The organism is Actinomadura sp. NTSP31 (assembly GCF_041951385.1).
GTDB classification, from domain to species: Bacteria; Actinomycetota; Actinomycetes; order Streptosporangiales; family Streptosporangiaceae; genus Spirillospora; species Spirillospora napierensis.
Genome location: NZ_JBGNUT010000014.1, coordinates 220,907 through 240,316 on the forward strand (window position 1 = coordinate 220,907; position 19,410 = coordinate 240,316).

Here is a 19,410-nt window from a genome sequence, read left to right on the forward strand (position 1 = left end):
GGGTCCAGGCGTTCCCGGGCTGCGTCCGGCGGGATCGCCGACACGGCCAGCCTCGCGGGTGATGCCACGGGGGCGCACCAGGGTGTCTCCCTGGTCGGCCGGGACCAGGGAGCGGCGGTCAGCCCGGCTCCGGGCGGGACTCCCCGCTCGGCAGGGCGTCGGCGAGCTGCTTGCGGGAGCTGATCCCGAGCTTGGCGAACACCTTGCGGAGGTGCCACTCGACGGTGCGGGGACTCAGGAAGAGACGGGACCCGACCTCCGGGTTGGACAGGCCGTCCCGCGCGAGAAGGGCGATCTGCAGTTCCTGCGGCGTCAGCTCCGCGCCCGCCGGGGTCTCGTCCTTGCGTTTGCGGACCATCTCGCCGGCGGCGAGGAGTTCGCGCCGGGCCCGCTCCGCGAACGCCTCCATCCCGATCGACGCGAACATCTCGTAGGCGGTGCGCAACCGGTCCCGCGCCTCGTCCCGCCGGCGTTCCCGGCGCAGCCACTCGCCGTACAGCAGGTGCGCGCGCGCCAGTTCGGGGCGCAGGAGCGTGCGGCCCAGCCGGTCGATCGCCTCCCGGTAGAGGTCGTCCGCGGCGGCGGCGTCGCTCATCAGGGCCCGGCAGCGGGTCAGGATTCCCTGTGCCCAGTCCGTGTCGCACGGTTCCGCCGCGTCCGCGAGGTCTTCGAGCGCCCCGCGAGCGGCCCCGTCGTCCCCGGCGCGTGCCGCCGCCTCCACGAGCTCGGGCAGCGCCCATTGGGAGACGAGCATGTTGGCGCTCCCGATGGTGGCCTGCGCCGCCGCCAGCGCCCGTTCGGGACTGGCGAGGCCGTTGTGCAGGATCGCGGCCGCCCAGTGCGCGGACGCGACACCGTTCAGCTGGCCGGCGGCACCGGCCTCCTCGATCGTGGCGGCGATCAGCGTCCCGGCCTCGGCCGCCCTGCCCCGCATCGCCGTCAGCAGAAGCCGCGTGTGCTGGGTCATGGGCACGCCCGTCGCGGCGGTGGCGGTGTCGGCCTCCGCGGCGATCGCGGCCGCGGCGGCGAAGTCGCCGGCCAGCGAGGCCGGCACCCCCAGCCCGTGAAGGTAGATCGGCAGCTCGGACAGGGCGCCGGCCGCGCGCACCGCCTCGACGACCCGGACCGGCCACTCGGCCATCCGCCGGTCGTCCCAGGCGAGCCCGGTCAGGCCGCCGGCGACCCAGCTCCATTTCATGAGGTCCTGCACGGGAGCATCGAAGAGCGCCTGCATCGCCCTGCGCAGCGCGGGGAGCGCGGCGCTCCGGCCGTCGGTGATGAGCAGTGCGCAGCCCTCGAGCGCGAGATCGACCGCGCTCGGGGCCCCTTCGGGGGCGGGAAGCCTCCTGGCCGCCCGGGAGATCGCCATGAGACTGTCCCGGTTCGCGGCCCCGTACGACGCGCTTCCCCAGGCGACGAGGTAGGTCTCCCGCGCCAGCGCCATGTCGAAGGGTTCCAGCCGCTGCGCGGCCGCGAGGAGCATGGGCGGCGCCTCGTTGTCGAAGCCGGCCGCGAAGGTGATGTGGCTGCGGACGAGGTGGGCGCGCACGCGCTGGTACTCGCTCTGGGCGTCCCGGTCGGCGATGTCGGCGAGGTTCCGGCCGGCGTCGAGGTCGCCCGCGTACAGGCTCGCCTCGGCGGCCGCCAGGGCGCGGTCGGCCCGCTGCGAGGCGTCGGCGGTCAGCGCCACGGACCGCTGCAGGAAGGCCGCCGCGGTGGCCAGGCCGCCGCGCGCCCGGGCCCGGCCGGCGGACCGTTCCAGTTCCGCGGCGACGGTCGCGTCGGGCATGGTCGTCGCGGCCGCCAGATGCCAGGCGCGGCGGTCCGGGTCGGCCTCCGGGTCGGTGACCTCCGCCAGCGCCAGGTGCACCGCCCGGCGGTCCTTCTGCTCCGCCGACCTGTACACGGCGGAGCGGACGAGCGGGTGGCGGAAGACGACGCGCGTGTCGAACAGCAGCAGCCCGTCCGTCCCGCTCGCCAGGGCCGCCGCCGGGGAGACGCCGAGCCGTTCGGCGGCGTGCCACACCAGGGACGGGTCGCCGGTCGGCTCGGCGGCGGCGATCAGCAGGAGCAGCCGGGTCTGCTCGGGCAGCTCCTCGATCCGGGTCATGAAGCTCTGCTCGATCCGGCCCGGCAGCGTGTCGGCGTGCGGCAGGCCGAACCCGCCCGCCATCTGGGTCACGGTCAGCCCGCGCGGCAGCTCCAGCAGGGCGAGCGGGTTCCCCTGGGCCTCGGCCACGAACCGTTCGCGGATGTACCGGTCGAGCCGGACGGGCGTCACCGAGTCCAGCAGTGCGTGGGCGTCGGCGTCGTTCAGCCCGGTGACCTCCAGTTCCGGAAGCCCGAGCAGGTCCTGGGGCAGCTGCCGGGCGCCGAAGACGAGGGCGACCGACTCGGCCAGCAGCCGGCGGGCGACGAAGCCGAGGACCTGCGCGGAGGACCGGTCCGTCCACTGCGCGTCGTCGACCACGCACAGCAGGGGGCTCTTCTCCGAGGCGGCGGACAGCAGGCCGAGCACCGCCAGCCCGACCAGGAAGCGTTCCGGCGGGGGTCCCGCCCGCGTCCCGAACACCGTCTCGAGCGCGTGGCGCTGCGGCGCGGGAAGGTGCTCCAGCCGGTCCAGCAACGGCGCGCACAACTGGTGCAGGGTGGCGTAGGCCAGCTCCATCTCGGATTCGACGCCGCCCGCCCGCAGCACCTGCATGTCCGTCGCCGCGTTCTCCGCGTACTCCAGCAGCGCCGACTTCCCGGCGCCCGGCGCGCCGTGGACCACCAGCACGCGGCTCTGTCCCGTGCGGACGGCCGCGATCATCTCATCGAGGAAGGCGCACTGCGGCCCCCGCCCGAGCAGCCCGGAATCCTCCGCGTGCCCAGCCCCGTCTGCACGTGCCCCCACCCGCCACCCCGCCCTTTATCGCGGTAAATGCTGTTTCGTGTCCAATTATGTGCCTTCTCCGTCATCCCTGGGGGAGAGCGTGCTCGCTGGGCGGAAGGACATCGCGCAGTTGCCTGCGCGAGGTGATCGAGAGCTTGCCGAAGACCTTGCGCAGGTGCCACTCGACCGTGCGCGGGCTGAGGAAGAGCCGGGTGCCGATCTCCGGGTTGGACAGGCCCTCCCGCACGAGCAGCGCGATCTGCCGCTCCTGCGGCGTCAGCTCCTCGCCGGACGCGGCCTCGACCGCCTGCCTGCGGACGCTCTCGCCCGTGGCGAGCAGTTCGCGGTGGGCCCGCTCGGCGAACGCCTCCATCCCGATCGACGTGAACATCTCGTAGGCGGTGCGCAACCGGTCCCGCGCCTCGATCCGCTGCCGCCTCCGGCGCAGCCACTCGCCGTACAGCAGATGGGCGCGCGCGAGCTCCGGACGCAGCTCCGTGCGGCCGAGCCGCTCGATCGCCTCGCGGTGCAGTTCCTCCGCGGCCGCCCCCTCGCTCAGCAGTGCCCGGGAGCGGGCGAGCACGCCGAGCGCCCAGTCCGTGCCGGACGACTCCGCCGCGTCCGCCAGGTCTTCGAGCGCGGTGCGCGCGACGCCGTCCTCGCCTGCGCGCACGGCCGCCTCGACCAGTTCGGGCAGCGCCCAGACCGACACCCACAGCTCCGCCATCCGGGTGCAGACCTGGGCCGCCACCAGCGCCTGCTGGTAGCGGCCGAGACCGTTGTAGAGCACCGCGGCCGCCCACTGGGCGACCGTGACGCCCATCAGCTGACCGCCGGCGCCGGCCTCCTCGATCGTGGCGGCGATCAGCGCCTCGGCCTCGGCCTCCCGGCCGCGCAGGGCGTTCAGCCGCAGCTCGACGTGCGGCGCGATGGGCACCCCGGTCGCCGCGGAGACGTCCTCGATCTCCGCGACGATCGAGGCGGCGGCGGTGAAGTCCCCGGTCCAGGCGATGGCTATCCCGAGCGAGGTCAGGCAGAACGGGAGCTCGGTCAGGGCGCCGGCGGCGCGCACGCCCTCGACGACCCGGCCGACGAGGACGCGCATGGCCTGGTCGTCCCAGACGGCGGCGCTGACGCCGTTGGCCACCCACGCCCATTTCAGGACCTCGCGGACCGGCAGGTCCTCGAGCGCGGCCAGCGCCCGCCGCAGGACGGGGACGGCGGCGGCCCGGCTCTCGGTGACGAGCAGCGCATAGCCTTCGAGCACGAGGTCGAGGGCGTGCGGGGTGCCGGCCGGAGCCGGCAGCGCCTTCATCGCCTCCGAGATCGCCATGAGGCTGTCGGAGTGCGCGGCGATCAGCGCCGCGGCGCCCCACGCGAGCAGGTAGGTCTCGCGCGCGAGGTCCCCGTCGAAGGGCTCGAGCCGCTGCGCGGCCGTGAGCAGCAGGGGCGGCGCCTCCTGGTTGAGGCCGGCCGCGAACGTGATCCGGCTCCTGACCAGGTGCGCCCGAACGCGCTGGAACTCGTTCTGGGCGTTGCGGTCGGCGAGGTCGGCGAACCGGCGCGCGGCGTCGAGGTCGCCCGCCTGGAGGGTGGCGTCGGCCGCGGCCGCCGCGCGCTCGGCGCGCCGCGACGAGTCGACGGTCAACGCGACGCATCGCTGCAGGAACGCCGCGGCGGCGGCCAGCCCTCCGCGCGCCTGCGCCCGGTCGGCGGACCGTTCCAGTTCCGCGGCGACGGACTCGTCCGGGGCGGCCGCGGCGGCCGCCAGGTGCCAGGCGCGGCGGTCCGGGTCGGCCTTCGGGTCGGTGACCTCCGCCAGCGCCAGATGCACCGCCCGGCGATCCTCCTTCGACGCCGACCTGTACACGGCCGAACGCACGAGCGGATGGCGGAACGTCACGCGGGCGTCCAGTGACAGCCATTCCCGCGTGCCGTCGGCGAGCGCCTCCTCCGGAGTCGCGCCGAGCCGTCCGGCGGCGCCCCAGACCAGGGTGGGGTCGCCGACCGGCTCGGCCGCGGCGATCAGCAGGAGCAGCCGGGCCTGCTCGGGCAGGCGGCCGATCCGGGACAGGAAGCTCTGCTCGATCCGGCCCGGCAGCGTGTCCGCGCGCAGGAGACCGAACCCGCCCGCCATCTGGGTGACGGTCAGCCCGCGCGGCAGCTCCAGCAGGGCCAGCGGATTGCCCCGGGTCTCGGTGACGATCCGGTTGCGGACGTGCTGGTCGAGACGGCCATAGGTGACCGAGTTCAGCAAGGTGTGGGCGTCGGCGTCCCGGAGGCCGGTGACCTCCAGGTCGGGGAGCCCGAGCAGATTCTGGGAGCGCTCCCGTGCGCCGAAGAGGAGGACGACCGACTCCGCCAGCAGCCGCCGGGCCACGAAGCCGAGGACCTGCAACGACGCCTGGTCCACCCACTGGGCGTCGTCGACCAGGCAGAGCAGCGGACGTTCCTCCGACGCGTCCGACAGGAGGCTGAGCACCGCCAGCCCGACCAGGAACCGCTCGGGCGGCGCCTCCTCCCGCATCCCGAACACCGTCTCGAGCGCGGCGCGCTGCGGCGCGGGAAGGCGGGGCAGCCGGTCCAGCAGCGGCGCGCACAACTGATGCAGCGTGGCGAACGGCAGCTCCATCTCCGACTCGACGCCGACCGCGCGCAGCACGCGCATGCCCGTCGCCGCGTTCTCGGCGTACTCCAGCAGCACCGACTTCCCGACGCCCGGCGCGCCGTGCACCACCAGCACGCGGCTCTCACCCGTGTCGACGGCCGCGAGCGTCTGGTCGACGACGGCGCGCTCGGGCCCCCGCCCGAGCAACGCGACGCCCTCCCCGTGGCCCGCGCCGCGCTTCCGTTGATCCACCGCTACCGCCTTCGTCGCGCGCCCGGGACCCGGTCGACCGCCTAACGGGACACCCTCATCGTGACCCGCAGAGAGCGCCCGCAATAGTTCAATGATCCCAGATGCAGCGTCCTCATCGACAGGTGAGGTGAGAGCCCGCCGACCTCATGGGCGAAGCCGATGGCGCAGCTCACCCGGCCGTGCACTTGCCGACGGCCTCGCCCGGCCTCCCATCCGGCAGGGTGGTCCGCCGCGGGGCCCGTGACCGGTCCGGCGCGACCAGGACGGCGGCCAGCGCCTGCTGCACCGTGGTGTGGACGGGGATGTGGTCGCCCAGCCGCAGCACGTCGAAGAGGCGGGTGACCAGCGGGGACGGGGCGGCGACCCGCACCGTCGTGCCGTGCCGGCCGGCCGCCAGGTGGGCGTCCACCAGGACCTTGACGCCGCTGGAGTCCAGGAAGGTCACCTCGGTCAGGTCGAGGACGAGGTGCCGTCCGCGGTCGGGCCGGGCGTGCCGATCGCAGTAGGCGCGCAGTTGCGGCACGGTGGCGATGTCGATCTCGCCGGCGATGGCGACCAGCGTGACGCGGTCCAGCAGGACGCGGTGGTTGATCTGCAATTCGTCCGGTCGCGCGCCTTGGCCGCCAGCGCGTGGGCGCGGCGAAATCGATCTGTTTCTCATGGTTCTCCCGTTCGGTGGTTCTGCCAGGGCCATTTCCTCGCCGGGCGGACGGGTCATGCGGCACCGGCCTCGTGGGTTCGGGGGTGAGCGGTCTCGGTGGCGGGACGGGAGGTTCTCCGGGCCGCCCGGATGCGGCGGCGCTCGTCCGGAGTGGTGCCGGCCCAGATGCCGTCCGGCTCACCCGTGGTCAGGGCCCATTCCAGGCAGCGGCTCGCGGCGGGGCAGGCGGCGCAGACCCGGCGGATCGCCGCGATCTGTGTCGTGTAGACGGGCTCCCCGGCCACCGGGAAGAACAGGTCGGGATCGAGGGAACGGCACGACGCCGTCTCCTCCCAGTGCAAGCTCATCATGGCGGGTCCGGGTCACGCGACACGGTCGCCGTGCAGGACGGCCGACCGCGCCGCGCCCCTGCCGCGGCTGTTGGACGGGCCGGCGGCATCGGCCGCGAAGAGGTCTTCGAGGGCCGCGGTGTTCCCGGTCTGCGCGGCGCTGAGGAAGACCTCCACGAGGCGGCGGTGCTCGCCCTTGTCGATCGGCTCGCGCCGCGTCGCGGTCAGGTGCTTGCGGGCGCGGCTCACGAGCTGGCGGGTGCCGGCCGGGCTGGCCTGCAGGATCTCCGCGATCTGGGGGTAGGGGTAGTCGAAGGCCTCGCGCAGGATGTAGGCGGCCCGTTCGGTCGGGGTGAGCCTCTGGAGCAGCAGCAGGAGCGCGAGTTCGAGCGCCTCGCCCCGTTCGGCTTCGAGGGCGGGATCGGTGTCGGTGTCGACGGGCTCGGGCAGCCAGGGACCGATGTAGGTCTCCCGCTGCGAGCGGGCGGACTTGGCGATGTTGATGGCCAGCCGCGTGGTGATCAGGGCCAGGAAGGCCGCCGGGTTCGCGATGGCCGGACGGTCGGCGCCCTGCCAGCGCAGCCAGGTGTCCTGGAGGACGTCCTCGGCTTCGGTGGCGCTGCCGAGCATCCGGTAGGCGATGCCGAACAGGCGCGGGCGTGTCCGTGTGAAGACCGAGACGGCGTGTTCGAGCGTGCCCTCCGGCGACTCGGGTCCCTGTTTGGTCATGAGCGGTCGTCCTTTCCGTCCTGCTGCACGGCGTGGATGTCGGTTCCGGCCGATACCGATCACCCTCGCCGGGCCAGGTACGGAGAGGCACCAGGGTGATCCCCTGGCCGACCCACCGGGGCGGCACCCGCCCCCTGGGCATGCGGCACCCGGTCACCGGGCAGTGAGGGCGTCCCGTAGCGCGACACGGGCCGAGTCCCTGGTGCGGTACCAGGGACTCGGCCCGTGTTCAGGCCCTCTCGCTATCGCTATTCGACGAGCTTGCCGGTGGCGGAGACCTCGCGCATGAGCACGGCGATCTCGGCGGGGATCGGCGGCAGGGGCTCGCGTTCGATCTTGCCGGGCCCCGACCACACCAGGTTGACCCGCATGGAGCTGTCGGTTTCCGGATGGTCGGAGCGGTTGTGGCAGCCGCGCGTCTCGCGGCGTTCGAGGGCCGCCTCGAGCGTGGCGCGGGAGGCCAGGACGGTCGACTTCAGATCGAAGGCGTGCACGAGGTCCTGGTAGCCGGCGTTGTCGGGATGGACGCCGATGTCGCCGATCCGCGCCTCGATGGCGTCCAGCTCGGTCATGCCGGTGCGGAGGCCCTCCTCGTCGCGGACGACGCCGCAGTGCTCGGTCATGACGTCGCGGACGGCACGCTGCAAAGCCCGCACGTTCTCCGGCCCGTCACAGGACAGCAGCGCGTCGACCTCCCGCCGGGCCGCCGTGACCGCGTCCGCGCATCGGCGCTGCGCCTGGAGGCCGGCCGAGTAGGCGGCGGCCGCCTCACCGACGATCCGGCCGTAGACCAGCAGTTCGATGAGGGAGTTGCCGCCGAGCCGGTTGGCGCCGTGCAGGCCGCTGGCGGCCTCGCCGACCGCATAAAGCCCGTCGACGTCGGTGCCGTGATCCTCCGCCCGCACATGCACCCCGCCCATCGAGTAATGCGCGGTGGGGGCGATCTCGATCGGGTCCTGGGTGATGTCGAGCATCTGCAGTTCGAGGAGGGTCTGGTGGACGCGCGGCAACCTGGTCATGATCGTCTCGCGGGGCAGGTGCGACACGTCCAGCCAGACCCCGCCGTTCGGGGTCCCTCGCCCTTCCTTGATCTCGGTGTAGGCGGCCAGCGCCACCCGGTCGCGGGTCGACAGCTCCATCCGCTCCGGGTCGTAGCGGGCCATGAACCGCTCACCCAGAGCGTTCAGCAGCTTGCCGCCCTCACCGCGCGCCGCCTCCGATACCAGCGTCCCGGCCGCGTCCTCGGGCGACAGCAGCCCCGACGGGTGGAACTGCACGAGCTCGGCGTCGCGGACCCGGGCACCGGCCAGCACCGCCAGGCGGAAGGAGTCGCCGGTGTTCTCGTCCCGGCGCGAGGACGTCCGCCGCCAGATCCGCGTGTGCCCACCGGTCGCCAGGACCACGGCGTCGGCGTGGATGACGTAGCGGGTGCCGTCGTTCAAGTCGAACCCGTAGGCGCCGAACACCGCGTTGTCGCGCACCAGCAGCCGGGTGATGTAGACGGTGTCCAGGATCGGGACGTCGAGTTCGGCCGTCCGCCGCACCAGCGCACGCTGGATCTCCAGGCCGGTGTAGTCACCGCTGAAGGCGGTGCGCCGCCAGGTGTGCGCGCCGAAGAACCGCTGCGAGATCCGCCCGTCGGCCTCCCGGGCGAACGGCATCCCGTACCGCACCAGATCGTCGATGCCCCGGGCCGCGCCCTGGGTCACGATCCGCACCGTCTCCGGATCGGCCAGCAGATAGCTCTCCTGGAGGGTGTCGGCGGCGTGCTGCTGCCAGGTGTCGCGCGGGTCCATCGTCGCCAGCGCCGCGTTCACGCCGCCGGCGGCGAGCGTGGTGTGCGCATCGGCCTTCGGGCGCTTGCCGACCGCCAGCACGCCGACGCCCCGCTCGGCGAGCTCGATCGCCGCCCGCAACCCCGCGCCTCCGGTCCCGATCACCAGGACCGGCGCCGCGAGTCGCCGTTCAGAACCGTCCATGCTCGTATCTCCTTGCGTGGTGTGGACCGGCAGCGGCCCGTGCGGCGCCTGCGGCCGGATGCGGCCCGGTCGTTCGGCCGCTAGATCACCTTCGCCGGGCCGGGCGCGGGCAGGGACCAGGGACCTGCACTGGCCGATTCCCTGGGCCCCGGGCGTCTTCCCTGGTGAGGAGACGTCTGTCTGGCTGACCCCTGCGTCGCACCGGATGCCCCGGAGCCACCGCCTCCGGGGGTCTGCTGTGCTTGGCGTACAGCCATTCCCGTACATCACGTACCGGTCGCCTGCCCGCGGGACGTCGCGCGTTGCCTCCCCGCCGACTGGTCAGCCCGTTCTTCGTGTCGCCGTAACGGGCGAGCACGCAGTTCTTTCAGGGCGCGAGACGGATCGTCGCCGGAGCTCCGTGGCAGAGCATTTTCACGTAGGGGCAGAGTTCGGCGGCCTTCGCCAGCAGCCGGGCGGCCGTCGCGCTGTCGGCCCCGGGCCATTTCACGAGCAACTCGGTTTGCAGGAGATACCCGCCGTCGGCGGGATCGCGGCCGACGGCCACGGACGCGTCGACCGTGATCGGCACGGGGTCGAGCGCGTGCCGCCGGGCCAGCAGGGCGAGGGTGCCGTGCAGGCACGCGGCGGCGGCGGTCGCGAAGAGCTGCTCGGGGTTGGGGCCCGCCGCGTCGCCGCCCAGTTCCCGGGGTGCGCGCAGTTCCAGGTCGAGGGCGCCGTCGCGGGAGCGGGCCCGGCCGGTCGCGCGCCCGTGGGCGGAGGCGCCGCCGCTCACGGTGACCTGGGCGGTGTAGATCGGTTGGAACGCGGCGCCGTCGTAGTCGTCGTCCGGGGACGGCTCCGGCACCGGGATCGGGGCGCTCACCGGCCTCCCCCATCCCGTCCGGGGCCCGAGGCGGCCGGTGGCGCGTCGCGCTCGGGGAGGTGCCATCGCCGCAGCTTGTCGGGGTTCAACGTGATCCAGACGGCGGTGACCATCGTGCCCGCGGTGCTCACGTTCACCACCGCGACGGCGCGGCCCGTCCGGTGCAGGACGAGTCCGCTGCGGCCGTTGACGGACCGGACGGTCACGACGGTGCGCGGCCTGCCGGCCAGCAGGGCCGTCATGAAGTCGGCGACCGCGTCCGCGCCGTGCGTCGGGTGGGCCGGGGCGCGGACCTTGCCGCCGCCGTCGCCGACCACCATCGCGTCGCCGGCCAGGACGGTCTTCAGCGCCGCCGTGTCGCCGGTGCCGCAGGCTGCGGCGAGCCGGCGGACCACACGGTCGTGCCGCGCGAGCAGCGCCTCGCCGGAGTCGTCCCGCTGAGGGTGGCGCCGCAGCCAGGCGGTGACGGCATCGATCGCGGTCCCGGGACCGCGGGCCGCTTCCCCGCGCCCCGCCACACCGCCACCACCGCCACGGCCACCGTCACCACGGCCGCCACCACCACCGTCACGGCCACCACCGCCACGGCCACTGGCGAGGAGGTCCAGGCAGATGCCGCCCGCCACCCGTGTCAGCCACGCCCGGGGCACCGCGATGCCCGCGCGTTCACCGTCGTCGAGCGCGTACCAGCGGCGGTACGTCTCGTGGACGACCCGGTCGGCGGCGTCCGGGCCGAACATCCACTCGGCGACGTCCAGCAGGTGCCGCCGCTCGTCGAGCATCTCCGCCAGCGACACGGTGCCGCCCGGCCCGGTCATCCGCACGTTCGTCCCCACTTCGCTCGGTCGCCGGCGAGGACGTCGCCGGCTGAGACGTCGCCAGTTAAGACAGGACGGCGGCTCCCGTTGTGACCGGTCGCCCGCGCGGCGGTCAGGCGGCGGATGCCGCGGCGATCTTGGCGGGGTTCATCATCCACAGGATCGGGCCGATGCCGTGCTTGGAGGCATCGACGGTCAGGACGGTGAAGGTCTCGCCGTCGCGCTGCAGCAGCGCGGCCGCCTGCCCGTTGACGGTGGCCCATTGGACGTCGACGCCGTCCCAGAACCGGTCCGCGAACGCCCTGACGTACTTGGCGACCCGGTCCGCGCCCACCACGGGGAACCGGGACGCCCGGACCGCGCCGCCGCCGTCGGAGTAGCTGACCACGTCCGCGGCGAGGAGCTTCTCCAGGGCGGCGAGGTCGCCGGCGCGGGCGGCGGCGACGAAGGCGGTCAGCAGCCGGCGCTGCTCGGCCCCGGTCACCGGCGCCCGCCGCTCGGACCGCAGGTGCTTGCGGGCCCGGCTGACGAGCTGCCGGGCCGCCGCCTCGCCGACCTGCACGATGGCCGCGATCTGCGGGTACGGGTAGTCGAACGCCTCGCGCAGGACGTAGGCGGCGCGCTCGGTCGGCGACAGCCGCTCCAGCAGCATCAGCACCGCGAGGTTGAGCGCCTCGCCGCGTTCCGCGCCGAGGTGCGGATCGGCCTCGGTGTCGACGGGTTCGGGCAACCAGGGGCCGATGTAGGTCTCGCGGCGGACCCGCGCCGACCGCAGGACGTTGATCGCCAGCCGCGTGGCCGTCGTCGCCAGGAACGCCGCGGGGTCGGCCACGGCGGCGCGGTCACAGGCCTGCCAGCGCGGCCAGACGTCCTGCACCAGGTCCTCGGCCTCGGCGACGCTGCCCAGCATCCGGTAGGCGATGCCGAACAGGCGCGGCCGCACCTCGGCGAAGACCGCGGCGGCCCGGTCGAGATCGTCCGCCGGCACCGCGCTCGGCCCGCTCCCCGCCCCCGGATCGTGCACCGCCTCCGAGTCGTGCGCCACCATGATTCCCCCGTCCGGATCGCGGGCCGGTCCGGTCGAACCCGCCCTCGCACAGCTCAGACAGGCGAGGCCCGTGTTCTGTGACAGGCGACGCCAATGATTTCGCGCACGCGGTCGAGCGAACGCAGATCCATGACGGTCCTTCCCCGAATCCCGCGGACGCATCGCGGGGGCCGCGGGAATCCGCGGTGCCCGCGCGACGCGTCCGCCGCGTCTCAGCCGGACCGGCCGTCCACGGCGTCGAGGATGGCGGCCGCCACGGCGTCGGGCTGCGAGGCGGCGATGGCGTGCGAGGCGCCGGGGACCTCCCGGGTCCCGCGGGCGGAGGCCCGTTCGGCCATGAACCGGATCGCCGCGGCCGGGATGTTGCGGTCGTCGCCGCCGAACACGAACCACGACGGCCTGGTGCGCCACGCCGGCTCGCCCACCTCGAGCGCGTCGGTCAGCGCCCGCTCGGTCACCGGGCGCTGGGTCGCCGCCATGAGGGCGGCCTCCTCGGCGTCGAGGTCGGCGCAGAACTGGTGGTGGTACTTGCCGTCGTCGATCCGGAACTCGTTGCCGCCGGAGGCGACCGGGTAGGCGGCCAGCGCGGCTCCCAGGGTGCTGCCCTCGAACTTGCCGGACAGCTGCAGGGCGCTCTCGCCGGTCTCGGGGGCGAAGGCGCCGACGTAGACCAGGGCGCGGACGGCCGGGTCGCCGGCCGCGGCCGCGGTGATCACCATGCCGCCGTAGGAGTGGCCGACGAGGACCACCGGACGGCCGATCCCGGCGACGACGTCGCGCACGTAGGCGGCGTCGCCCGCCAGGTCGCGCAGCGGGTTGGCCACGGCGACGGCGCGGAGCCCGTGACCGTTGAGGCGCCGGATGACGCGGTTCCAGCTCGCGGATTCGGCGAACGCTCCGTGGACCAGGACGACGACGGGCTTCTCGGTGGTCATGCGTTGTCCCTTCCAGTGCTCAGTGCGGCCCGGAGGACCGCGATGGCCTGGGCGGTGGCGGCTCGGGAGGCCTGGGTGTCGCGGACGGGGTTGAGCATCATGAAGTCGTGGAGGGTGCCGTTGTAGCGAACGCTGGTGGTCGGCACGCCGGCCTCGGTGAGGCGGCGGGCGTAGGCCTCGCCCTCGTCGCGCAGCACGTCGTTCTCGTCCACGATGAGGAAGGCGGGCGGCAGGCCGGCCAGATCGTCGAGGGTGGCGCGCAGCGGCGAGGCGGTGATCTCGGCGCGCTCGGCCGGGTCGGTGGTGTAGGCGTCCCAGAACCAGGCCATGGCCTTGGCGGTGAGGTGCGGGCCGTCGGCGAACTCGCGGTAGCTGCCGGTGTCCTGCGCCGCGTCCGTGACCGGGTAGTAGAGCGACTGGTGGACGAACGCGACGTCGCCGCGCCGCTTCGCCATGATCGCGAGCGCGGCGGTCATGTTCCCGCCGACCGAGTCGCCGGCGACCGCCAGCCGGGACGGGTCGAGGCCCTCCTCCGCGCCGTGCCGGGTGATCCACTGCGCCGTGGCGTAGGCCTGCTCGATCGCGACCGGGTAGCGGGCCTCGGGTGAGCGGTCGTACTCCACGAACACCACCGCGGCGCGGACGCCGGCGGACAGTTCGCGGACGAGCCGGTCGTGGGTGCCGGCGTTGCCGAGGACCCATCCGCCGCCGTGGACGTACAGCACGGCCGGCAGGACGGTCCCGGCCGTCCCGGCGGGCTTGACGATGCGGACCCGGACGTCGCCGACCCCGGCCGATACCGTGATCCACTTCTCGTCGGCGTCGGGCGCGGCGACCGGGCCGGCCTGGACGTCGTCGAGGAGTTTCCGGGCGCCTTCGACTCCGCGCTCGTACAGGAGCGGCGGCTTCGCGGCCGCGTCGGCGAACTCCTGCGCCGCGGGCTCCAGGACATGCTCGCTCATGGTGTCCCTCCCTTTTCCGTGGTGGTGGTGCCGGCCGCGCGAGGTGCCGGGCCCGGCGCTTCCTCGCGGAAGTCGATCTTTCGGTGGGTCCCGTCGCAGAGCGGCTTGCCGGAGGAGTGCCCGCAACGGCACAGGGTCATGCGGTTGCGGGTCTCCAGCGGCCGCCCGTCGGCGCGGCGGACCGGCACGCCGCCGGTCACCCACAGCGCGCTGGCCAGGCCGTCCTCCTCTTCGAGGACCGAGATGGCCGGCGGGAGGTCGGGCTCGACCGTCTCGCCGCCGCGCCGCAGGGCGTAGCTGTAGGAGCCGGAGGGGCAGTGCTCGATCCGCCCCATGATGTTGGAGCGGACGTCGCTGTCGCCGGTCTCGGCGAGCATCTCCGCGATCGGCCGGGTGCGCCCGATGCAGAACGCGGCATGGATGCACAGTTCACCGACGCGCTGCGCGGAGATGTCCACCCCGTCGTGAATGTGCTGCAACTCCTTGTACGGACGGACGTCGGCGTTCTCGGTGCCGTCGAACCCGATCCGGCCGTGCGTCCCGTCGCAGAACGGCTTGGACCGCGAATGGCCGCAGCGGCACAGCGCATAGGTGGGCTCGGTCGGCAGGGCGTCGCCGGTCCGCCAGGTGAGCGCGTTGTCCTCGGCGGAGACGATCTTGCGCTTGCGGCGGAGCGGGACACCGCCCTGGACGAGGTACGGGCCGTCGGGGAGCACGTCGATGCGCTGCGGCCCGTCGCCGGCGGTCAATCCGCGCTCCTCCGGCGGGACGTACTCGAAGGTGGGGCCGGCCGTGGTGCCCTCGCCGTCGGGCGTCCGCATCAGCGCCTGGGCCTGCGCCTTGAGCTTGTACATGGTGGCGACGGCGACCGCGAGCAGCCGCGGGCTGCCGTTGAACGCCTGCTCCAGCAGGTGCAGGAGGGTGCAGTAGGTCCGGTTGAACTCCTCCTGGGCGGTACGGATCGCGCTGCCCGGAGCGTGGTCGGCGATCTTCGGGTTGGGCCGCATCGGCAGGACCCCGGCGAAGTCCACGCCGAGCGGCTCGCCGGTCGGCCCGGACCGCGGGGTGTCGCCGCGGCGGTAGCGGCGGCCGGCCCGGAGCTCCTGGAAGCGGTAGTAGTGGGCGACCTCGTCCCGGTCGGGGTGGTGGACGTCCGGGTCGCCGTCCCAGACCGCGCCGTGGGACGTGCCCTCGCCCTCCTCGACGATCTCCTCCAGCGCGGCCAGCGCCGACGCCAGGTCGGTGACCTCGATCATCCGCCCGGCGGTGTGCTGGAAATGCCCGGCGTGGACCTGGCGGGCGGGGTCGCCGGTGAAGACCTCCGTCTCACCGACCCGGTCGGTCAGGCCGCGCAACCCGTCCTCGATCGCCTCGTAGAACTGGCCGATCGTCTCGTAGCGGTCGCCCTCGGCGGGGGCGCCGGGCGGTGCCGGCTTCTCGAGGCGCAGGAACATGTCGAGCGCCGCGTCGCCGAACGGGAGCAGCGACAGCTCCAGCGAGGGGTCGCCGTGCGGCAGCCGCCGGGGGTGCGGCGGCAGCAGCTGCGGCGCGTCCAGCCGCGGGCTCCCGCCGACGGCGTTGAGCAGGTTCGCAGCCAGCGCCAGGTGCAGCATCTCCTCGATGAAGACGCCCGCCACCGCCTCGGCGGCCTCGGGATTGCGCTCCGGGTCGAGCGAGTAGAGCGCGCACAGGTACGGCGGCAGGGTCGCGTGCTCCAGCTCGACCGCCCACTGCAGGTGCTCGCGGAGATCGTCGATCGTGGCGATCCCGGTCGACGGGAAGGGAACGGGGGCATGCTGCCGCCCAGCCGGGTGGTTCATGGGTGTCTCGCTTCGGATGTCGTGAGATGGGCGAGGTCAGGTGCCTTCGCCGGGGCGGCCCCCGGACGGCCGGGGATCGGACTCCAGCGCCCCGGCCGCGCCGAGGAGGTTGCGGAGCCCGACCTCCTCGGCCTCGGCCTCGGCCGGGTCGAACAGCCACTCGGAGGCCGGCTGCGCCGCGGCCCTCGCCGGGTCGCTCGCCTCGGCCAGGCCCAGTTCGGCCTCGACCTCCGCCTCGAACTCGATCTCGAACTCGTCGCCGGTAGGCGTGCTCATCTGACCTCCACACACGGATCGTTCGGATGGCCGCCCGGCCGGGCCGCCGGGCCATCGGGCCGCCGGGCCATCGGGCCGCCGGGCCATCGGGCCGCCGGGCCGCCGGGCCGCCGTGGCGCCGTGGCGCCGTGGCGCCGGCGATCAGGAATCCCCGGGAACCCGCAGGTGCGCCCGCTCGGCGAGCTCCGCATCGTCCACCAGGGCCAGCATCGGCTTGCCCGGCTCGCAGAGCATGGTGACGACGAACCGGACCGGTATGTCGTCGCGGTTGTTGCCGTCCTGGTAGTGGATGACGTCGCCGCCGGGCTCCCAGAACGCCTCGCCCGCCGGGACGGGCCGGGGCGGCTGCCCCTCGAGCTCCATGAGCATCTCGCCCTCCAGCACATAGCCGAAGGCCGGGCCGGGGTGCCGGTGCGGCGGCGCGCCGGGATCACCGGGCGGGTACTCGATGACCACGGTCATCGCGTGCGCACCGGCCGGGATGAAGGGCGGCTCGACCTCCTGGACGGTGGTGAACGCGGTCTGCCACACGGTCGACCGGGGCTTCGGCGCGGCGGCGGACTCAGAGCCGGACATGGACGTACCTCCTCGGCTCGTCAGCGCGGACGGTGGTCACTTGACCGGGTTCGCGGCCAGCCAGTCGGTGTACGTGATCTCGCCGAGGGTCGCGGCGCCCTCGTCCGGGACGAGGTCGCGCTCGTGCATCTCGGCGCCGAAGTAGTGCGCGTGCGGGTCGGTGACCACCTTGCGCGGGTCGCCCCACGCGGCCAGCGCCTTGCGGAAGAACTCGTCCATCCCGGACGCCTCGGGGCCGGCGATCTGGATCCGGCCGTTCAGCGGCGCGCCCGCCGCGGTCCTGGCGACCGTCCGGGACACCTCCTCGCCGGCGATGGGCTGGAAGAGCACCGGCGGCATCGGCACCGTGTCGCCGCCGGCGGCGGCCTCGTCGGCGATCCTGCGCCCGAACTCGTAGAACTGCGTCGCGTGCACCAGCGAGAACGGGATCGGCGACTCCTCGATCAGCTTCTCCTGCGCCAGCTTCGCCCGGAAGTACCCGATGTCGGGCCGCCGGTCGGTGTTCACGATCGTCAGCGCGACGTGGTGGCCCACGCCGGCCTTCTGCTCCGCCGCCAGCAGGTTGCCGGTCGAGGTCGTGAAGAAGTTCAGCACCGCCTCGTCCTCGAAGGACGGGGAGTTGGACACGTCGATCACCACGGACGCGCCCTCCAGCACCTCGGCCAGCCCCTCGCCGGTGAAGGTGTCGACGCCGGTGTTCGGCGCCGCCGGCACCGCCTCGTGCCCGTGCTGCCGGAGCATCTGCACGGCCTTCGAGCCGATCAGTCCGGTACCGCCGATGACCACGATCTTCATGAGAGTCCCTCCGGTTCGCCGGGCAGTCGGTCACCGCCCGGTCGCCAGCTAAGACAGGCCACCCGTCCGGGCTGTGACGGCTCCGGCGAAAGATTCCGGGAAGCGGCCGGATCGGGCCCCGCCCGTCACAAACGCGGGCGCCGCCCTGTCTTCGCAGCAGGACGGGCCCATGCGACGACGGGAGCGAGACCGTGCCGCCAGCAAGTGCCGTATGCCGGATCCGGATCCGGATGACCGCGCGCTCGATCGACGAGCCGCACCGCGCCTCGAGCCAGCTCGAACTGCTGTTCGATCTCACGTTCGTGGTCGCGGTCGCCGCCGTCACCGCCGAGTTCGCCCATCACATCGCCGACGGGCGCGCCGTGTCCGGGCTCGTCCCGTTCCTCCAGGTCTTCTTCGCGGTGTGGTGGGCGTGGATGAACTTCACCTGGTTCGCGTCGTCGTACGACACCGACGACGTGCCCTACCGGCTGCTGACCATGGTGCAGATGGCGGGCGTCCTGGTCCTCGCCGCGGGCGTGCCGGCCGCGGCGGGCCACTCCGACTACCGCGCCGTCGCGATCGGCTACCTCGTCATGCGCGCCGCCCTCGTCGTGCAGTGGCTGCGGGCCGGCACCGAGGACCCGGCGGGCCGCCGCACCGCGCTGCGCTACGCCCTCGGCATCTCCGTCGCGCAGGCCGGCTGGATCCTCTGGCTCGTCGCCGCGGAGGCGGGCGCCCTGCCGTCGCCGGCGCAGGTCCCGTGCTTCATCGCCCTGGCCCTGCTGGAGCTCGCGGTGCCGCGGTGGGCGGAGCGGGCCGGCCCCACCACCTGGCACCCGCACCACATCGCCGAACGCTACGGCCTGTTCACGATCATCCTCTTCGGGGAGAGCGTCCTCGCCGCGTCCAACGCGGTCGCCGGGGCGCTCGACGAGGCCGAGGTCAGCGGCCGGCTCGTCGCCATCGCCGGTTCCGGCCTCGTCCTGCTGTTCGCGCTCTGGTGGCTCTACTTCCTCATCCCCGTGGGCACGGGCCTCAGCGACCGCCGTCACCTCTCCTACCGGTGGGGCTACGGCCACTACGGCATCTTCGCGAGCCTCGCAGCGCTCGGCGCCGGCCTCGATGTCGCGGTCGAGCAGACCGCGCACGACCTCAAGGCGTCACCGCTCGCCGTCTGCTACGCCGTGGCGATCCCGGCCGCGCTGTTCGTCCTGCTGCTCTGGACGATCCACGTTCCCATCCTGGGCACGCCCGTCCTGCGTCCCGCGCCGGTGCTGTCCGGGGCCGCCGCCATCCTCCTCCTGCCCCCGGCGGCCGCTCGGACCGGAGTGGTCACGGTCGTCGCGTCGATCACGGCCATCTGCGTCGTGATGGCCGTCCTCACCCTCATCCAGAACGGGGACACCTCCCCAGAACGCGGCCACAGGTAGCGTCCGACGAGCGCCTGTCCAAGCTTCCACATGCAGCTGAGGCAGAAATTGCACGGAACCTGTCACTGATGAGGGAGCTGCTCTGTCTTTTCTGGTGGACGGACCATCCGTTCCACGAAGGAGGAAGACGTGCGATCACCTGACGAGGGCGCCGAGCTCGGCTTCGAACAGGACATCAAGCCCTTGTTCCGGGCGAAGGACCGCAACGCGATGCTGGCCCACTTCGACCTGTTCGATCACGCCGACGTCGCCCAGCACGCCGATGCCATCATCGGTTCCCTGCTGAGCGGATCCATGCCCTGCGACGGCGCGTGGCCCGAGGCGCACTTGGAGAAGCTCCAGCGGTGGATCGACATGGGCAAGCCCGCCTGAGACGTCGTCTCGTCCGGCGAGCGCCGATCGGCACCGGCCGTCTCCCTGCAGCAGCACATGGCGCCGTCCGCCGCGGGGTGCGGGCCGGGCCTCGGGCC

General features: G+C 73.6%; 17 protein-coding genes. 2 read left to right on the top strand and 15 right to left on the bottom strand.

The window, feature by feature from the left end; genetic code table 11:
- Nucleotides 1-118: 118 nt before the first annotated feature.
- The 15 genes from ACA514_RS24625 to ACA514_RS24695 form a co-directional block, all read right to left on the bottom strand.
- The gene (locus ACA514_RS24625) at nt 119-2,896 is read right to left on the bottom strand and encodes an AAA family ATPase (RefSeq protein WP_375043583.1); all 2,778 of its coding nucleotides are present in this window, start codon (nt 2,894-2,896) and stop codon (nt 119-121) included.
- A gap of 61 nt (nt 2,897-2,957) precedes the next feature.
- Nucleotides 2,958-5,735 (bottom strand): AAA family ATPase, encoded by a 2,778-nt coding sequence (locus ACA514_RS24630; RefSeq protein WP_375043584.1) that lies wholly within the window; start codon nt 5,733-5,735, stop codon nt 2,958-2,960.
- 169 nt (nt 5,736-5,904) lie between these two features.
- Nucleotides 5,905-6,333, bottom strand: a complete 429-nt coding sequence (locus ACA514_RS24635; RefSeq protein ID WP_375043585.1) for an anti-sigma factor antagonist — start codon at nt 6,331-6,333, stop codon at nt 5,905-5,907.
- Between the two features lie 116 nt (nt 6,334-6,449).
- Entirely contained in the window at nt 6,450-6,746 is a 297-nt protein-coding gene (locus tag ACA514_RS24640; RefSeq protein WP_375043586.1) for a WhiB family transcriptional regulator, read from the bottom strand.
- 12 nt (nt 6,747-6,758) lie between these two features.
- Complete coding sequence (locus tag ACA514_RS24645; protein ID WP_375043587.1) at nt 6,759-7,454, bottom strand: sigma-70 family RNA polymerase sigma factor; 696 nt, start codon at nt 7,452-7,454, stop codon at nt 6,759-6,761.
- 248 nt (nt 7,455-7,702) lie between these two features.
- Nucleotides 7,703-9,433 carry an FAD-binding protein gene (locus ACA514_RS24650; protein ID WP_375043588.1) on the bottom strand — a complete coding sequence of 577 codons (1,731 nt, stop codon included), beginning with the start codon at nt 9,431-9,433 and terminating at the stop codon, nt 7,703-7,705.
- A 367-nt stretch (nt 9,434-9,800) separates the two neighbouring features.
- Nucleotides 9,801-10,298, bottom strand: coding sequence for an Ohr family peroxiredoxin (locus ACA514_RS24655; RefSeq protein ID WP_375043589.1), 498 nt, complete (start codon nt 10,296-10,298; stop codon nt 9,801-9,803).
- Nucleotides 10,295-11,116, bottom strand: a complete 822-nt coding sequence (locus ACA514_RS24660) for a hypothetical protein (RefSeq protein WP_375043590.1) — start codon at nt 11,114-11,116, stop codon at nt 10,295-10,297. Before ACA514_RS24660 ends, ACA514_RS24655 begins: the two co-directional genes overlap by 4 nt.
- Before the next feature lie 112 nt (nt 11,117-11,228).
- Entirely contained in the window at nt 11,229-12,164 is a 936-nt protein-coding gene (locus ACA514_RS24665) for an RNA polymerase sigma-70 factor (protein ID WP_375043591.1), read from the bottom strand.
- A 212-nt stretch (nt 12,165-12,376) separates the two neighbouring features.
- Complete coding sequence (locus tag ACA514_RS24670; protein ID WP_375043592.1) at nt 12,377-13,099, bottom strand: alpha/beta fold hydrolase; 723 nt, start codon at nt 13,097-13,099, stop codon at nt 12,377-12,379.
- Nucleotides 13,096-14,061 carry an alpha/beta hydrolase gene (locus tag ACA514_RS24675; RefSeq protein WP_375043593.1) on the bottom strand — a complete coding sequence of 322 codons (966 nt, stop codon included), beginning with the start codon at nt 14,059-14,061 and terminating at the stop codon, nt 13,096-13,098. Before ACA514_RS24675 ends, ACA514_RS24670 begins: the two co-directional genes overlap by 4 nt.
- Nucleotides 14,058-15,881 (bottom strand): ferritin-like domain-containing protein, encoded by a 1,824-nt coding sequence (locus ACA514_RS24680; RefSeq protein ID WP_375043594.1) that lies wholly within the window; start codon nt 15,879-15,881, stop codon nt 14,058-14,060. The genes ACA514_RS24675 and ACA514_RS24680 overlap by 4 nt, the downstream gene beginning before the upstream one ends.
- Before the next feature lie 36 nt (nt 15,882-15,917).
- Nucleotides 15,918-16,157: a hypothetical protein gene (locus ACA514_RS24685; RefSeq protein ID WP_375043595.1), complete on the bottom strand. Its 240-nt coding sequence runs from the start codon at nt 16,155-16,157 to the stop codon at nt 15,918-15,920.
- Nucleotides 16,158-16,298: 141 nt separating this feature from the next.
- A complete protein-coding gene (locus tag ACA514_RS24690) occupies nt 16,299-16,733 on the bottom strand; it encodes a cupin domain-containing protein (protein ID WP_375043596.1) in 435 nt (144 codons plus the stop codon).
- A gap of 36 nt (nt 16,734-16,769) precedes the next feature.
- Nucleotides 16,770-17,528, bottom strand: coding sequence for an SDR family oxidoreductase (locus ACA514_RS24695; RefSeq protein WP_375043597.1), 759 nt, complete (start codon nt 17,526-17,528; stop codon nt 16,770-16,772).
- 230 nt (nt 17,529-17,758) lie between these two features.
- Here ACA514_RS24695 and ACA514_RS24700 point away from each other — a divergent pair, with 230 nt between their 5' ends.
- Both ACA514_RS24700 and ACA514_RS24705 read left to right on the top strand, forming a co-directional pair.
- The gene (locus tag ACA514_RS24700; protein WP_375043598.1) at nt 17,759-18,940 is read left to right on the top strand and encodes a low temperature requirement protein A; all 1,182 of its coding nucleotides are present in this window, start codon (nt 17,759-17,761) and stop codon (nt 18,938-18,940) included.
- Between the two features lie 129 nt (nt 18,941-19,069).
- Nucleotides 19,070-19,312 (top strand): hypothetical protein, encoded by a 243-nt coding sequence (locus ACA514_RS24705; protein WP_375043599.1) that lies wholly within the window; start codon nt 19,070-19,072, stop codon nt 19,310-19,312.
- The last annotated feature ends 98 nt before the right edge of the window (nt 19,313-19,410 follow it).

Bases quoted from the DNA above. Each gene is read 5' to 3' on its own strand.
- ACA514_RS24665 (WP_375043591.1), bottom strand. From the start codon at position 12,164: ATGGTGGCGCACGACTCGGAGGCGGTGCACGATCCGGGGGCGGGGAGC.
- ACA514_RS24685 (WP_375043595.1), bottom strand. From the start codon at position 16,157: ATGAGCACGCCTACCGGCGACGAGTTCGAGATCGAGTTCGAGGCGGAG.
- ACA514_RS24640 (WP_375043586.1), bottom strand. From the start codon at position 6,746: ATGATGAGCTTGCACTGGGAGGAGACGGCGTCGTGCCGTTCCCTCGAT.
- ACA514_RS24680 (WP_375043594.1), bottom strand. From the start codon at position 15,881: ATGAACCACCCGGCTGGGCGGCAGCATGCCCCCGTTCCCTTCCCGTCG.
- ACA514_RS24650 (WP_375043588.1), bottom strand. From the start codon at position 9,433: ATGGACGGTTCTGAACGGCGACTCGCGGCGCCGGTCCTGGTGATCGGG.
- ACA514_RS24670 (WP_375043592.1), bottom strand. From the start codon at position 13,099: ATGACCACCGAGAAGCCCGTCGTCGTCCTGGTCCACGGAGCGTTCGCC.
- ACA514_RS24690 (WP_375043596.1), bottom strand. From the start codon at position 16,733: ATGTCCGGCTCTGAGTCCGCCGCCGCGCCGAAGCCCCGGTCGACCGTG.
- ACA514_RS24645 (WP_375043587.1), bottom strand. From the start codon at position 7,454: ATGACCAAACAGGGACCCGAGTCGCCGGAGGGCACGCTCGAACACGCC.
- ACA514_RS24700 (WP_375043598.1), top strand. From the start codon at position 17,759: ATGACCGCGCGCTCGATCGACGAGCCGCACCGCGCCTCGAGCCAGCTC.
- ACA514_RS24695 (WP_375043597.1), bottom strand. From the start codon at position 17,528: ATGAAGATCGTGGTCATCGGCGGTACCGGACTGATCGGCTCGAAGGCC.
- ACA514_RS24675 (WP_375043593.1), bottom strand. From the start codon at position 14,061: ATGAGCGAGCATGTCCTGGAGCCCGCGGCGCAGGAGTTCGCCGACGCG.
- ACA514_RS24660 (WP_375043590.1), bottom strand. From the start codon at position 11,116: ATGACCGGGCCGGGCGGCACCGTGTCGCTGGCGGAGATGCTCGACGAG.